Source organism: bacterium SCSIO 12827 (assembly GCA_024397995.1).
Taxonomy (GTDB): Bacteria; Pseudomonadota; Alphaproteobacteria; order Rhodospirillales; family Casp-alpha2; genus UBA1479.
Map to the genome: position 1 here is coordinate 996253 of CP073746.1, position 14257 is coordinate 1010509.

The window sequence follows — 14257 nt, forward strand, 5'->3', positions numbered from 1 at the left end:
AATTTGTGTACAATTGCTGGATCGTGCCGATCCCGGGAATCCGGGGTTTTCCCCTGGGCACATCATGGTACAACCGCGGGTCGCCGGATTTCAGGTTCGGCAGGCCGATCCAGGGGACGTCCATGACCGCCTTCGCCTTTACCGCCGCCGTGTTTCTGACCGCCGCCGGGGCCCTGGTCCTGGAAATCGTGGCCGCGCGCCTGATCGCCCCCTATGTGGGCATGTCGCTATACACCTGGACCGCGATCATCGCCATCGTTCTGGCCGGGCTTTCGATCGGGCATTGGCTGGGCGGGCGTCTGGCCGGGCCGGACGTCGGGCGGGCCGAGGGCGTGCGCCGCACGGCCCTGGCCCTGGCCGCCGCCGCCGTCACCACCCTGGCGTCGCTGCCGCTGCTGCGTCTCGTCTCGGGGCCGTTGTTGTCGGGCGGGTTGGGCGCCGTCACGGCGGTGGTCGTGCTGACGGCGGTTCTGTTCCTGCTGCCGTCCCTGTTCGTCGGCATCGTCTCGCCCCTGGCGACCAAGCTGGCCATCGATGCGGAACCGGACCAGGCGGGGCGGGTGCTGGGCCGCATGTTCGCGGCCGGCGCCGGCGGCAGCATCTTCGGCACCCTGGCCGCCGGATATCTGTTCATTTCCTGGGTCGGGGCGACGGGGACGGTGATCGCCGTCGCCGTGCTGTATGCCACCCTGGCCGCGGCCTTCGGCCTGTGGTCGCGGCGCTGGGCGGCGGTTCTGGCGCTGCTTGTGCTGCCGGGGGGCGGGCTCGCGGCCTGGGGCAACGCGCTCGCGGCCTACCGCTCGCCCTGTCAGGTGGAAAGCGACTATTTCTGCATCCGCTTCGACGACTTCTCCGCGATGAGCGGGCGGCCCAGCCGCCTGATGGTGCTCGACCATCTGGTCCATTCCATCAACGACCGCGACGACCCGACGTTGCTGTACAGCCCCTATGTTCATTTCGTGGACGAGATCGCGGATCTGCGCCTGGCCGGGCACCGCGCGACGCGGGCCTATTTCATCGGCGGCGGCGGCTATACCCTGCCGCGCGCCTGGACTCGCCTGCACCCGGACATGAAGATGACGGTGGCCGAATTGGACCCGGCGGTGACACAGGCGGCGGCGGAGCAAATGTGGCTCAACCCGACCGATCCCAACCTGCACATTCTGCATCAGGACGCGCGCCAAGCGCTCAACCGGCTGGACCCGGCGGAACGCTTTGACGTGGTGTTCGGCGATGCCTTTCACGATATCGCCGTGCCGGCCCATCTGGTGACCCGGGAATTCCATGGTGAATTGGCGGCACGCCTGAGCGAAGGCGGGTTCTATGCGGTCAACGTGGTCGATTTGGGCAGCGATCCGCGATTTCTGTTCGCCCTGGTCAAGACGCTGCGCTTGGACTTTCCCGCCGTCGAGGTTTGGAAGACCCTGGATGAAATGGACGAGACCGGGCGTGTGACCTTCATCGTTCTTGCCTCGGCGCGGCCAACCCGGGAAACGCGCATCGCTTCCCTGCGCGGCTTGGCGCGGGCCTGGGCGCGTTGGCCTGAAAACGACCTGGACCGCCGGCTTGCGGCGGTCGACCCTCCCGTGCTGACCGACGACCACGCGCCGGTTGAACGGTTGTTGTCACGGTTGTTGCGCGCGCCCGACATTTGACCACCCCAAGAGACCTAAAAAAGGGGGCCACAGCTTTTTCTGCGGCCCCCGCTCAGGTCTTGGGGGAGGGAGAGTCTTCAGGAAGAATGTTGGTTACGGCTTGATATAGGTGTAGCCCATCTGCTGCAGATGGGAGAGTTCGGCCACGCCCGACGGGACGATGTCTTCCGGGAAGACTTCCAGAAGGTCGGTCTCGTAGTTGATCTTGCGGCCCTTCAGCGTGTTGTTGCAGACGTTGAATTTGACGTTCTGCGATTTCAGGCTGACGACCTGACCCTTCAGCTTGTCGTTGGACTTGGCGTTCTTCAGCACGCCCAAACCGTTGCCGTGCAGGACGACCTTGATGTCCATGTTTTCCGCGCCGACCGCGTTGATGTGGTTCTGAATGTTGCGCAGGGCGCCGCGGTATTTCTTGTCTGCTTCGCCGCCTTCATAGTTGATGTGATAGACGACCTTCTGCTTGCCGTAAGGATCGGCGGCTTCAGCCTTGGTGAGCCCGACGAGAACGACCCCAAAGACGGCAAGCGCCGTCAACATACTGGTGAGTACCTTCATTATTTCCTCCATGTTTTTGTAGTTTAAGGCGCAACCCTATTCTGGGCATCGACAATGATAGGATTCCACACCTTTCAAACATATTCAATAAATCTTATGTGTTTGAGCGCGTGCTGCGTCAGCCCCAAACGCGACCCATGATGCCGCGCAGCCAAAGCTCCGCCTTATCGGCGCCGGCTTGTAGGTCCTCGGCCGAGGCCCCCCCGGGCGTGCGCTGCATGGTCTTTCCGTCGACGACGACATGCCCGTTTTCCAGGTGGAAATCGGTGCTGGCCTCGAACCCGTGGCCGGGGGCGGCCAGGGAATAACAGCCCGCGTGCCACTGGGGAGCGGCCATGTCGGCCTGGGTCAGGTCGCGAACGATCGCCTGAGCGCAGGTCTCCGCGACGCTGACTGCGGCGGCGGCGGCCTTTGGCAAGGGTGGGGCGAAGGCGGCGTCGCCGATGACATGGACATGGGGAACACGGGTTGAGGCGAAAGTCGCCGGATCGACCGGGCACCAGCCCGTTTCATCGGCGGCACCGGCGGCCAACGCGATGTCGCCGGCACGTTGGCGGGGGATGAAGTTGATCACATCGGCGGGTACGTCGTCGAAGTCCGTGGCCACGGTGCGCGTTTCCGGGTCGATGGCGCGGACGATGCCGTCGCTTTCCGCCAGCCGGTAATCGATCATGCCGGGATAAAGCGCGGCCCAAGCTTCCTCGAACAGGGGCTGCAGGGCGAACTTGGATTTGGCGTCGAATACGATGATCTTGGATTTCGGTTTGGCGGTCTTGAAGTAATGGGCGACCAGACTGACCCGCTCGCCGACCGCGGGCGGGCAGCGCAACGGCCCGACAGGGGCGACCAGGGCGAACACACCGCCGTCGGGCATGGCCTCAAGCTGGCGGCGCAATAGGACCGTCTGCTCACCCGCCTGCCAGGCATGAGGAATCCGGCCCGCCGTGGCAGCGGAAACGCCCTCGACCTCATCCCAAAAAAATCCGATGCCGGGCGACAGCACCAGTTTGTCGTATGGCAGAACCGAGCCGTCGGCGAGGCGCAGAGTCCGCGCGTCCGTATCCACGGCATCGGCCCGGCCGGTGATGATTGTCACGCCGTCCTTGGCCAGGGCGTCATAGCCGACTGTCTGGTCCTCGATGCGACCGAACCCGCTGATCACGGTGTTGCTCCCTGGACAGCAGACAAAGGTCGTATCCCGCGCGACCAGGGTGACATCGATCCCTGGCGCCAACCGCTTGATCGTTCGGGCGGCGGCGCTGCCGCCGAACCCGCCGCCGACGACCACGACGCGCCCGCCCTTGGCCCGCGCAATCCCGGGCAGGGCCAGCGTTGGGGCTGTGGCGATCAGGCCGAGGACGGTGCGCCGGGACCAGCCGGGAGTCATGGAGGATGTCCTTTCAATGCTCACCTCGGCTTGACGCCGGGCCCTGCATCATGGCTCTAATCCCGGCCCATGAAAAGCACCTCACCCGATGGCGCGCGCGCCCCGATTGTCAAATCCGTCGTCCTGGGCGTTCTGGCGACGTTGCTGTTGGCGGGTCTGTTTGCGGGCTCGAAGGCCGCGGCGGCGGAACTGGTGTTGTTCGAAAGCGACACCTGCGAGTGGTGCGAACGGTTCCACAAAGAGATCGGACCCGCCTATCCAAACACGGCCGAGTCCAAATGCGCGCCGTTGCGCCGTATCGACATCGACGACCCGCGGCCGGACGATCTCGCCCATATCAAGGGCATCGTCTTCACGCCGACCTTCGTGTTGATTGAGGACGGCGAGGAAGTCAGCCGCCTGACCGGCTATCCGGGCGAGGATTTTTTCTGGAGCCTGCTCGACCGCGACCTGAAGAAGCTGCGTCATCCCTGTCCTGGTTGAGGGTAGGGTTGGAAATCGCAGATTCCCGCCATCTCTCAGGTGAAGCGTGACCGCCGGCCGATTTTTGGTATTTATAGAGGGCGGGCGGTATTCAAACTTGATACATATATTTTTTTATGAATATGATTGCCGATGAAGAAGGCGAAAACGCCCGTAGAAAGCTAACAGCCGTGATCGGGGCGGCGCAAAACCGCCCCCTGAACCGGCGACAACGTTGGGGAACAGGTATGTCCAAGAAATATACGACACCATTCGTGGCGGCGGTGGTCGGTGGCGCGGTTCTGTCACTGGCGGCGGTCTGTGCCCAGCCGGTATCTGCGGGCACGGTCGAAGTCGCGGCCATGACCGAAATGAAAGACCCGCTGACCAAACAACCCGGCGATGCGGCCAAGGGCAAAGGGATCTTCTCGAACCGCAAGCTCGGCAACTGCCTGGCCTGCCACAAGCTGGAAGCCATGAAGGAACAGCCGTTCCACGGCGAAGTCGGCCCGCCCCTTGATGGCGTCGCCTCGCGCTATTCCGTGGCCGAGCTGCGTCTGCGTTTGGTTGATCCCAAGGCAGTGAACCCGGAAACCATCATGCCCTCCTTCTATAAGTCCGAGGGGTTCCACCGGGTGCTCAAGAAATTTGCCGGCAAGTCGATCCTGGAAGCACAGCAGATCGAAGATCTGCTCGCCTATCTGGCGACCCTTAAGGAATAGGCCGCGCTTGGCGGCACGGCGCCGATATCTTGGTTTTCTGTAACAAGGACTGAAGAAAAATGACTGAAACGCAACTCACCCTCTCGCGGCGGCAGGCACTCAAGGGCGCGTCCGCCTTTGCGCTGACCCTGATGGCCGCGGGGCTTCTGGCCCCGGGCGCGCATGCCGATGCCGCGGCGGTCGACGAAGCCATCAAGAAACTGGTCAAGGGCACGCCGGAAGAAGGAAAGATCAAGCTCGATCTGCCGCAGATCGCCGAGAACGGCAATACCGTTCCCGTCGCTTTCGAGGTCGAAAGCCCGATGACCAAGGACGACTACGTGAAGAACGTCCATCTGTTCGCCGAAGGCAATCCGACGCCGAGCGTGGCCAGCTTCCACTTCACGCCGCAGTCCGGCATCGCGCGGGCGTCCACCCGCATGCGCATGGCGGGCACGCAGAACGTGGTCGTGGTCGCGGAAATGAGCAACGGCAAGGTCTATATGGCCAAGCAGCAGGTCAAGGTCACCATCGGCGGCTGCGGCGGCTGATCAGAGCATCGGAGAAAGAAAATGTCAGACGTTAAACCGCGCGTGCGAATCCCGAAATCGGCCAAAAAGGGCGAGGTCGTGGAGATCAAGTCTCTGATTGAGCACAAGATGGAAACCGGCCAGCGCAAGGGCAAGGACGGCAACAAGATTCCACGCAAGATCATCAATCGATTCGAATGCAAGTTCAACGGCGCGACGGTGTTCGCCTCGGACTGGCATCCGGCGGTTTCGGCCAACCCCTACCTGGCGTTCCATTTCCGCGCCGAGGAAAGCGGTGAGTTCGAATTCAAATGGATTGAAGACGGCGGCGCCGAATACACGAAGAAGGCAAAGATCACGGTCTCCTGACGCATCAATAACAACAATGTCAGGAGCGCGGAGAAAGGGATCCGAGTAATGGGAATCAATCTAAGCAGATACGCGCTCTTCGGTCTGGCGCTTGCCTTGACCGCCGGCGTGGCGGCGAATGCCGTTGCCGACGAGAAAAAGAACTGGGGGGCCTATCAGGTCGAGGACCGGCGGTCCGGCTATACCTACGCGGCGCCGGAAACGCGCGCCATGCAGGACGACAACTTCCAGAACCCCGGTATGCTCTGGGCCGAAATCGGCGAGGAACTGTGGAACAAGGTTGACGGAGAGGCGGGCAAGTCCTGCGCGTCCTGCCACAAGGGCCCGGAAAGTATGAAGGGTGTTGCCGTCAGCTATCCGAAGTATGTGGCCGAGAAGAAGAATCTGGAAAACCTGGAGCAGCGCATCAACCGCTGCCGCACGGACAACATGAAGGCCAAGGAGTGGAAGTACGAATCCAAGGAACTCCTGGGCATGACCGTGTTCGTGCGCCATCAGTCCCTGGGCATGCCCATGAACGTCAAGGTCGACGGCGAAGCCGCCCCCTTCTTCAAGAAGGGTGAGGAGTTCTACAACCAGCGCCGCGGCCAGCTCGACATGGCCTGCAAGCACTGCCACGAGGACTTCCCCGGCGCCCAGCTGCGCGCCAACGTCCTCAGCGAAGGGCAGGGCAACGGGTTCCCCGTGTATCGCCTGAAATGGAACGGCGTCGGCTCGCTGCACCGTCGTTTCCGCGGCTGTAACAAGCAGGTGCGCTCGTCTGCCTATGGTTATGGCAGCGATGAGTATCTGGCACTCGAACTTTACGTCATGTGGCGGGGCCGGGGTTTGCCGGTCGAAACGCCCGCCGTGCGTAACTGATATCACGCAGGTTCAACGTCCGGAGGAACGGTGTCCCCCGATCCTCCGGGCGTTTTTTTTCTTTAATCGATTTTCGACCCCTATCTGAACATCAGTAAGCGGAGACGAACGTGTTAAGTCGGCGTGAATTCTTTCATCTGGCCGCCGCGACGGCGGCCCTGCCCGCAACGGCGCTGAACTTCCGGTCGGCCATGGCCAAGCAGAAGGTCATGCAACAGGACCTGTTGCAGTTCGACAGCCTTGGCCAAGTTACTTTGCTGCATTTCACCGACATGCACGCGCAGCTCGTCCCCATCTATTTTCGCGAGCCGACCGTCAACCTGGGCGTCGGCGAGGTCCGTGGCCTGCCGCCGCACATCACGGGCAAGGATTTCCTGCACAAGTACGGCATCGGGCCCGGCACGCCGGAAGCCTATGCCCTGACCGATCAGGACTTCACCTCGATGGCCAAGTCCTACGGCAAGGTCGGCGGGGTCGACCGCATGGCGACCCTGGTCAAGGCGATCCGCGCTGAACGCCCCGATAACACCCTGTTGCTGGACGGCGGCGATACCTGGCAGGGCTCCTATACGTCGTTGAAGACCGGCGGCGCCGACATGGTCGACGTGCAGAACGCACTGGGCATCGACGCGATGACCGCGCATTGGGAATTCACCTATGGCGTGGATCGGGTGAAGGAACTGCAGGACAGCCTGAATTTCCCGTTCCTGGCGTCCAACGTGCGCGACACGGAATGGCAGGAAGACGTGTTCGAGGCGATCAAGTATTTCGATAAGGGCGGGGTGAAAGTCGCCGTGATCGGCCAAGCCTTCCCCTATACGCCGATCGCCAACCCGCGGTACCTCATGCCCAATTGGTCCTTCGGCATTAACGAGGACAACATGAAAAAACGGGTCGCCGACGCCCAGGCGGCGGGGGCGGACCTGATCGTTCTGCTGTCCCACAACGGTTTCGACGTGGACCGCAAGCTGGCATCCCGCGTGACCGGCATCGACGTGATCCTGACCGGTCATACCCACGATGCCCTGCCGGCGCCGGTGAAGGTCGGCAATACCCTGTTGATCGCCTCGGGCAGCCACGGCAAGTTCCTGTCGCGCCTGGACCTCAAGGTCGAGGGCAAGAAGGTGACGGATTACAATTTCCGTCTGATCCCCGTGTTCTCCGACGTCATCGATCCGGACAAGGACATGGCGGCGTTGGTGCAGAAGATCCGCGAACCTCACATGGCGGAAATCAGCCGCGAACTGGGCCATACGGAAGACCTTCTGTACCGCCGCGGCAATTTCAACGGCACCTTCGACGACGTCATCTGTCAGGCGTTGTTGGCCGAACGGGACGCGGAAATCGCGTTGTCCCCGGGCTTCCGCTGGGGGGCTTCGTTGCTGCCGGGACAGGCGATCACGGTCGATGACGTGCATCACCACACGTCCATCACCTATCCCAATGTCTATCGCACGGAGATGACGGGCGAGTTCTTGAAGACGATCCTGGAAGATGTCGCCGACAACCTGTTCAATGCCGATCCCTATTATCAGCAGGGTGGCGACATGGTGCGCGTTGGCGGCATGTCCTACACCATCGACATCAACAAGAAGATCGGCTCGCGCATTTCCAACATGACCTCGCTGAAAACCGCCACGGCCATTGATCCGTCGAAAAAGTACGTGGTCGCCGGCTGGGCCTCGGTCAACGAAGGCACGGAAGGCCCGCCTGCCTACGATCTGGTCGCGGGCTACATTCAGAACCAGAAGGTCGTCAAGGTGCCCGACAACCAGACGGTCAAGGTCGTCGGCGCCTGACCAGCGGCAGACGGATGACCAACAAGGATTGAACGACGGCCATGGACGTTTCCTACGGTGGCGCCTTTCTGGCGGGATTGCTGAGTTTCCTGTCGCCCTGCGTGTTGCCGCTGGTGCCGCCTTATCTGTGTTTCCTGGCCGGGACCACGTTCCAGGCTCTGGAGGCCCAGGGGGCGGGGGCCGACCGCGCGGCGCTGGCCCGCGTGCGTTGGACCGCGCTGGCTTTCGTTCTGGGGTTCTCGACCGTGTTCGTCGGCATGGGGGCGACGGCGTCTGCCGTCGGCCAACTGATCGCCGAGTATCACGCGACCTTTTCCAAGATCGCGGGCGGAATCATCATCCTTCTGGGGCTGCAGTTTCTGGGGGTGTTCCGCCTTGGTTTCCTGCAGCGCGACGCCAGGTTCGAAGGCCCCAAGAAACCCATGGGCGTGGTCGGCGCCTATCTGGTGGGGCTTGCCTTCGCCTTCGGCTGGACGCCCTGTGTCGGACCCGTTCTGGCGGCGATTTTGATGGTTGCTGCGGGCGGTGACGGGCCGTGGTCGGGGGCATCGTTGCTGGCCATCTATTCGGCGGGCATCGGCCTGCCGTTCCTGGCGGCCGCCTTTGCGGTCGGGCCGTTCCTGGGTTTCATGAAACGCTTCCGTCGCCATATGGGCATGGTGGAAAAGGCCATGGGCCTGTTCCTGGTGGTGACCGGGGTGCTGTTCCTGACGGGCAGTGTGTCGGAAATCGCCAACTGGCTTCTCAACACCTTCCCCAGCCTGGGCAAGATCGGCTAGCCGCCATCGCCCGGCCGCTTACCCCAGCTTGAAGAACAGAATACGGTCGAAGGACCGCAGTTCGCGCAGGATGTTGACCACGCCGAGCGGGTCCTTCCTTTCGACCGCTGCCGGCATCGACGAGATTGAGGCGTCGGCGCCGTCGTAAATGCGTTTGAAGTCGGCGGCTTTTTGGTAGTGGGCGGGGGCCATGGCGCGGCAGGTGCGCAGGATGTCGCGGTATTTCAGAGCGGCCTGCATGACGGTGTCGGCGGTCCCGGGAACCGTGAAGTCCGGCCGGTCGTGGCGCCATTTAAACAGAAAATCCATGTGCCGGTTCAGGTCGGTGACGCATTCGGAATAGCCCTTGCGCCCGGCCCGGTCCCGCAACCCATAGATCAGGTCGCGCACGGGGGCCAGTTCCTGGCGGGCTTCCTTGCCCTTTTCCTCATCCAGCAGATCGGCGCCTTTGGAAATGCGGGCTGTGATGTTCTTCAGATCGTCCGCGAACCGGCTGTCCTTGGCATAGGGCGGGGGCGGAGTGGTGCCGTATTTGGCGAAAATCTCATCCCACACGGCTTGGGCCTGGCGCAGTTCGATCCCGGCCAGGGCTGCGTTGCCGGTGCGGGCATAGAACAGCGCGGCGCGGTAGCCGCCTTGGGCTTCGTCGATCAGGGAATCGAATTCCCCGGCATCCGCCGCCAGGGCCGGCCTGGGCGCGGCCAGCAACAGGCAGAACGCCGCGACGATAAAACTTATTCTTGAAATCACGGTTATGGTTTCCTTCCTATAGCGTCTTGCCAGACCACGGCCCATGCGGTCAATATGCATTCAACAAAACGAATGTGAGGTGCCGCCTTGGCATCAAGACAAGAGGACATCCGATCAGTGACTACCCGGCGACGTTTCAACGGATGGACCATGGGCGTTATCGGCGCCTTGGCCCTGACCTGTCTGACCTTGGGTGGGGCGCGTCCGGCCGCCGCCGCGACCATCGGCGCCGACGGCCTGATGACCGAGCCCTGGTTCCTCAATTCCTTCATGATCCTGAAGGAAGACCTGGAAGAAGCGGCCCAGGCGGGCAAGCGGTTCGCCGTCATCTTTTCTCTCGAAGGCTGTCCCTATTGCCGGGAAATGCACGAGGTCAATTTCGCCCGCAAGGACATCAGCGATTTCGTGCGCGCCAATTTCAACATCCTGCAGATCAACATCATCGGCTCGCGCATGGTGACCGATTTCGACGGCGAGGAGTTGTCGGAAAAGAAACTGGCCGAGAAATGGGGCGTGCGTTTCACACCGACCACCATCTTTTTTCCTACGCTCGACAAATTGCCGGCGGGGGTGTCGGGCAAGAAGGCCGAGATCGCCCGCATGCCCGGTTACATGAAACCGTTCCACTTTATGTCCATGTACCAGTTCGTCCAGGAACAGGCCTATCTGAACGGTAAGTTCGGGCCCTATGTGCGGAAAAAGATCAACGTCCTGAAAAGCGCCGGGAAATCGCCGGAAAATTGGTGATTTTCCCAAAGTTTTTCACCGCCTCGCCCTGGACAACATATTCATAAAATATATAATGTGAATTCCATCATTGAGCAGGTGACGCCGCCATTCGGGCGGGGCCGCCCCATAATTCTTGGAGCGCGCATTAATGAACAAGACCAAACCGCCGGCAAAGCCGGGGAACATCCAAATCCCATCCATCGATCAGCCGACCGATACCGGCCGCCGCAGGGCGCTTCTGGCCGGGCTTGGGGCCGCCGGCGGGGCCGCTGCCGCGGGCCTGATGACGCCCAGCCGCGCGTTGGCCGACCCGGCCAACCTGCCGCCGAATGTGGCCGATTGGTCGAAGGTCCTGGGGCCGGGCGTCGATGTTGCGCCTTACGGCATGCCTTCCAAGTTCGAAAAGACCGTCATTCGCCGTTATGTCGACTGGCTGACCGCGACCCCGGAAAGTTCCATCAACTTCACGCCGCTTTACGCCCTGGACGGCATGGTCACACCGAATGGATTGTGTTTCGAACGCCACCACGGCGGCGTCGCCGAGGTCATCCCCGACGACTACCGCCTGATGATCCACGGCATGGTCGACCGGCCCCTGGTCTTTACCTATCAGGATCTCAAGCGTTTCCCGCCGCAAAGCCGGTTCTATTTTCTGGAGTGCGCCGCCAACGGCGGTATGGAATGGCGCGGCGCGCAGTTGAACGGCGTGCAATTCACCCATGGCATGGTTCATTGCGTGCAATACACGGGCGTGCCGCTGCGCACTCTGCTGGAAGAAGCCGGCATCAAGCCCAAGGCCAAATGGCTGCTGGTCGAAGGCGGGGATTCGGCGGGGATGAACCGCTCCCTGCCGCTGGACAAGGCCTTGGACGACTGCATGGTCGTCTATTCCATGAATGGCGAGCGCCTGCGCGCCGAACAGGGTTATCCCATCCGCCTTGTGGTGCCCGGGTTTGAAGGCAACATGTGGGTGAAATGGTTGCGCCGCATCGAAGTCGGTGACGGCGCCTGGATGGCCCGCGAGGAAACGTCGAAGTACACCGACCTCATGCCCGACGGCCGGGCGCGGCGGTTTACCTGGGAAATGGACGCCAAGTCGGTGATTACCAGCCCGTGTCCCGAACTGCCGTGCAAGCAGAAGGGCCCGCAGGTCATCAAGGGCATCGCCTGGTCGGGACGTGGCAAGATCGCCCGTGTCGACGTCACCGTGGACGGCGGTCGCAACTGGCATCAGGCACGTTTGGAAGACCCGATCCTGCCGAAATGCCTGACCCGCTTTTACCTCGACGGTTGGTCGTGGGACGGGAACCCGGCCTACCTGCAAAGCCGCGCCATCGACGAAACCGGTTATGTGCAGCCGGAAATGGCGGCGCTTCAGGCCGTGCGCGGGGTGAATTCCATCTACCACAACAACGCCATCCAGACGTGGCGCATCAATCCGACCGGGGAGGTGGAAAATGTCCGCTTGGCGTAACCTTACCCTCACCACCGTCGCAACGGCCGGGCTTCTCGCCCTGTCGACGGTCCCGGGCCATGCGGCCGACCGCAAGTTTCCCCAATTGGGCGCCCCCGCGACCCCGGAACAGATCCAGGCCTGGGACATCGACGTTCGTCCCGACGGGCTGGGGGCTCCTCCGGGATCGGGCACGGCGCCCCAGGGCGAAAAGGTCTACATCGAAAAATGCGCCGCCTGTCACGGCGATTTCGGCGAAGCGCGGGGTCGCTACCCGGTGTTGGTCGGCGGCCATGGCACGATGAAGGACGACCGTCCGGAAAAGACCGTGGGCAGCTACTGGCCCTATGCCTCGACCATTTTCGATTACATCAAGCGGGCCATGCCTTTCGGTGAAGCCCAGACTCTGACCAATGACGAGGTTTATGCCCTGACCGCGTTTCTGCTCAACATGAACGACGTGGTTGACTCATCGTTCGTGCTCGATGCCTCCAACATCGGCAAGATCGAGATGCCCAACGCCAAGAACTTCTTTGACGACCCGCGCCCCGACGGCCAGACCGTCAAGGTGGCGGCTCTGTGCATGAAGGACTGCAAGCCCGAGGTGAAAGTCATCGGCCGCGCCAAGGTCATCGATGTGACGCCGGATAAGGGCGGTGTGGCGGCCATGGCCGCAGCCGCGCCGGCGGCGAAAACGGAAGCGACGCAGGTCGCGGCATCTGCCCAACCTGCGGGCGATCCTGATGCCGGCAAGAAGGTGTTCCGCAAATGCGCCGCCTGCCATGTCATCGACAGTGCGGCGAACAAGATGGGCCCGTCGTTGAAGGGCATTCTGGGCCGCACGGCGGGTTCCGTCGACGGCTTCAAGTATTCCAAGGCGTTTCAGGCGGCCAACGACAAAGGCCTGAAATGGACCGACGACGCCCTCAAGGCTTTCGTCGCGGACCCCAAGGACTTCGTGAAGGACCGGATCGGTGCTGACAAGGGCCGCACCCGCATGGCCTTCCCAGGCCTGCGCAAGGAACAGGATGTCGAAGACCTGCTGGCCTTCATGAAGGCCGCCGGCGGCGAATAATCCGCATGGAAAACCCCCGGGCGGTCCGCCGCTCGGGGGCTTCATCTTAATCGGGAATGGTCCGTCAGGCGGCGGAGCGGGATGCAGCCTTGATCAGGCGGCGGCGCTCCATGGCTTCATCCGAACAGAATAGGCCGTACATAAGTTCCAGCGTCTTGCCCGCTTCGTTGCTGGCCAGGCTGTAATAGATCGTTTTGCCCTCGCGCCGGGTCGCAACAAGGTCGTCGGCGCGCAGCCGCGCCAACTGCTGTGACAAGGTCGGCTGACGCAGATCAAGCGCCTGCTCCAGTTCGGTGACTGATTTTTCGCCGTCGCCCAGCATGCAGAGGATGAGCAGGCGGTTTTCATTGGCCAGCGCCTTCAGAAACTGTGCCGCTTCCTTGGCGCCTTCAAGTACGTCTTCTTCTTTCATGCGAGTCCGATCTCTCCAGGTTTGCCGCCGCAACACGGCGGGCATTCCTCCCTGGACCTTTTTTCGGCTTCGGCCTTCCGGCCAGGCCTTGAATTCTAAAACGCTGCCGATCTCCCCACCGACGATTGGCCAAGTTTACGCCAACTGACAACGGTTCTCAATAACCCTGCCCGCCAGCCAGTAAAATGACCTACGGCATCAATTTGGAAATACGGATTAAACTACAGCTTACGAAGACAATTTAATTTAATCGAATATATCGCACAACGGGAAAGTGGCAGCCACCGATACGGGGCCGACACGGTCTTAATGGAATTATTTGGGGAATCTGAGAAATGGTGCCGCCGGAGTGAATTGAACACTCGACCTCTCCCTTACCAAGGGAGTGCTCTACCCCTGAGCTACGGCGGCATCCGGGAGGTGAAGAGGGGCGGACAATAGTATAGGGTTTCCCCAATGACAAGTGTCCCTGAGCCCTTTATTTCATGGGCGGCAAAGACCCTGTTCAAGGCCGAATCGGAGGCAGCATGACCCCGTCTGACGATGCGAAGAAACGCCCGGGCCAAAGCGGCGCCGGGGCCGAGGCTGAAGCGGCGCGCAAAGCGCGCCAGGCCGAGCAACTGCGCGCCAACCTGGCCAAACGCAAGGCCCAGCAACGCAAACGGGACACGGTCCCTTCCGGCAAAGAGGGCGCCTAGGGGCGCCGGCATGGCCAGGGCCGGCCGGGCCCGGAAATAATC

Annotated in this window: 16 protein-coding genes and 1 tRNA gene; 12 read left to right on the plus strand and 5 right to left on the minus strand. The window is 62.1% G+C overall.

The window, feature by feature from the left end:
- Positions 1–122 precede the first annotated feature (122 nt).
- The gene (locus tag KFF05_04715; protein ID UTW52672.1) at positions 123–1655 is read left to right on the plus strand and encodes a fused MFS/spermidine synthase; all 1533 of its coding nucleotides are present in this window, start codon (positions 123–125) and stop codon (positions 1653–1655) included.
- A gap of 93 nt (positions 1656–1748) precedes the next feature.
- On the opposite strand, the gene KFF05_04720 is transcribed toward KFF05_04715, so the two are convergent.
- A complete protein-coding gene (locus tag KFF05_04720) occupies positions 1749–2210 on the minus strand; it encodes a DsrE family protein (protein UTW52673.1) in 462 nt (153 codons plus the stop codon).
- Between the two features lie 118 nt (positions 2211–2328).
- Complete coding sequence (locus tag KFF05_04725; GenBank protein UTW52674.1) at positions 2329–3597, minus strand: FAD-dependent oxidoreductase; 1269 nt, start codon at positions 3595–3597, stop codon at positions 2329–2331.
- A 123-nt stretch (positions 3598–3720) separates the two neighbouring features.
- Here KFF05_04725 and KFF05_04730 point away from each other — a divergent pair, with 123 nt between their 5' ends.
- The 7 genes from KFF05_04730 (at position 3721) to KFF05_04760 (ending at position 9098) form a co-directional block, all read left to right on the plus strand.
- On the plus strand, positions 3721–4080 hold the full coding sequence (locus KFF05_04730; protein ID UTW53587.1) for a thioredoxin fold domain-containing protein: 360 nt from the start codon (positions 3721–3723) through the stop codon (positions 4078–4080).
- A 227-nt stretch (positions 4081–4307) separates the two neighbouring features.
- Positions 4308–4781 carry a sulfur oxidation c-type cytochrome SoxX gene (soxX, locus tag KFF05_04735; GenBank protein ID UTW52675.1) on the plus strand — a complete coding sequence of 158 codons (474 nt, stop codon included), beginning with the start codon at positions 4308–4310 and terminating at the stop codon, positions 4779–4781.
- A gap of 59 nt (positions 4782–4840) precedes the next feature.
- Complete coding sequence (gene soxY / locus KFF05_04740) at positions 4841–5311, plus strand: thiosulfate oxidation carrier protein SoxY (protein ID UTW52676.1); 471 nt, start codon at positions 4841–4843, stop codon at positions 5309–5311.
- A gap of 21 nt (positions 5312–5332) precedes the next feature.
- Positions 5333–5659 carry a thiosulfate oxidation carrier complex protein SoxZ gene (gene soxZ, locus KFF05_04745; GenBank protein UTW52677.1) on the plus strand — a complete coding sequence of 109 codons (327 nt, stop codon included), beginning with the start codon at positions 5333–5335 and terminating at the stop codon, positions 5657–5659.
- A gap of 48 nt (positions 5660–5707) precedes the next feature.
- On the plus strand, positions 5708–6520 hold the full coding sequence (gene soxA / locus KFF05_04750; protein UTW52678.1) for a sulfur oxidation c-type cytochrome SoxA: 813 nt from the start codon (positions 5708–5710) through the stop codon (positions 6518–6520).
- Between the two features lie 110 nt (positions 6521–6630).
- Entirely contained in the window at positions 6631–8319 is a 1689-nt protein-coding gene (gene soxB / locus KFF05_04755) for a thiosulfohydrolase SoxB (GenBank protein ID UTW52679.1), read from the plus strand.
- Positions 8320–8360: 41 nt separating this feature from the next.
- The gene (locus KFF05_04760; GenBank protein ID UTW52680.1) at positions 8361–9098 is read left to right on the plus strand and encodes a cytochrome c biogenesis protein CcdA; all 738 of its coding nucleotides are present in this window, start codon (positions 8361–8363) and stop codon (positions 9096–9098) included.
- 18 nt (positions 9099–9116) lie between these two features.
- Here the strand turns inward: KFF05_04760 and KFF05_04765 are convergent, their stop codons facing one another.
- Positions 9117–9848: a hypothetical protein gene (locus tag KFF05_04765; protein UTW52681.1), complete on the minus strand. Its 732-nt coding sequence runs from the start codon at positions 9846–9848 to the stop codon at positions 9117–9119.
- Positions 9849–9998: 150 nt separating this feature from the next.
- Between KFF05_04765 and KFF05_04770 the strand changes: the two genes are divergently transcribed.
- From KFF05_04770 to KFF05_04780, 3 genes are all read left to right on the plus strand, one after another.
- The gene (locus tag KFF05_04770; GenBank protein ID UTW53588.1) at positions 9999–10595 is read left to right on the plus strand and encodes a thioredoxin family protein; all 597 of its coding nucleotides are present in this window, start codon (positions 9999–10001) and stop codon (positions 10593–10595) included.
- Between the two features lie 130 nt (positions 10596–10725).
- Positions 10726–12051, plus strand: coding sequence for a sulfite dehydrogenase (gene soxC, locus KFF05_04775; GenBank protein ID UTW52682.1), 1326 nt, complete (start codon positions 10726–10728; stop codon positions 12049–12051).
- The gene (locus tag KFF05_04780) at positions 12035–13105 is read left to right on the plus strand and encodes a c-type cytochrome (protein ID UTW52683.1); all 1071 of its coding nucleotides are present in this window, start codon (positions 12035–12037) and stop codon (positions 13103–13105) included. Before soxC ends, KFF05_04780 begins: the two co-directional genes overlap by 17 nt.
- 64 nt (positions 13106–13169) lie before the next feature.
- On the opposite strand, the gene KFF05_04785 is transcribed toward KFF05_04780, so the two are convergent.
- Entirely contained in the window at positions 13170–13517 is a 348-nt protein-coding gene (locus KFF05_04785) for a winged helix-turn-helix transcriptional regulator (GenBank protein ID UTW52684.1), read from the minus strand.
- 336 nt (positions 13518–13853) lie between these two features.
- A tRNA-Thr gene (locus KFF05_04790) sits at positions 13854–13928 on the minus strand.
- 116 nt (positions 13929–14044) lie between these two features.
- On the opposite strand from KFF05_04790, the gene KFF05_04795 reads away from it, so the two are divergent.
- Positions 14045–14215, plus strand: a complete 171-nt coding sequence (locus tag KFF05_04795; GenBank protein ID UTW52685.1) for a hypothetical protein — start codon at positions 14045–14047, stop codon at positions 14213–14215.
- The last annotated feature ends 42 nt before the right edge of the window (positions 14216–14257 follow it).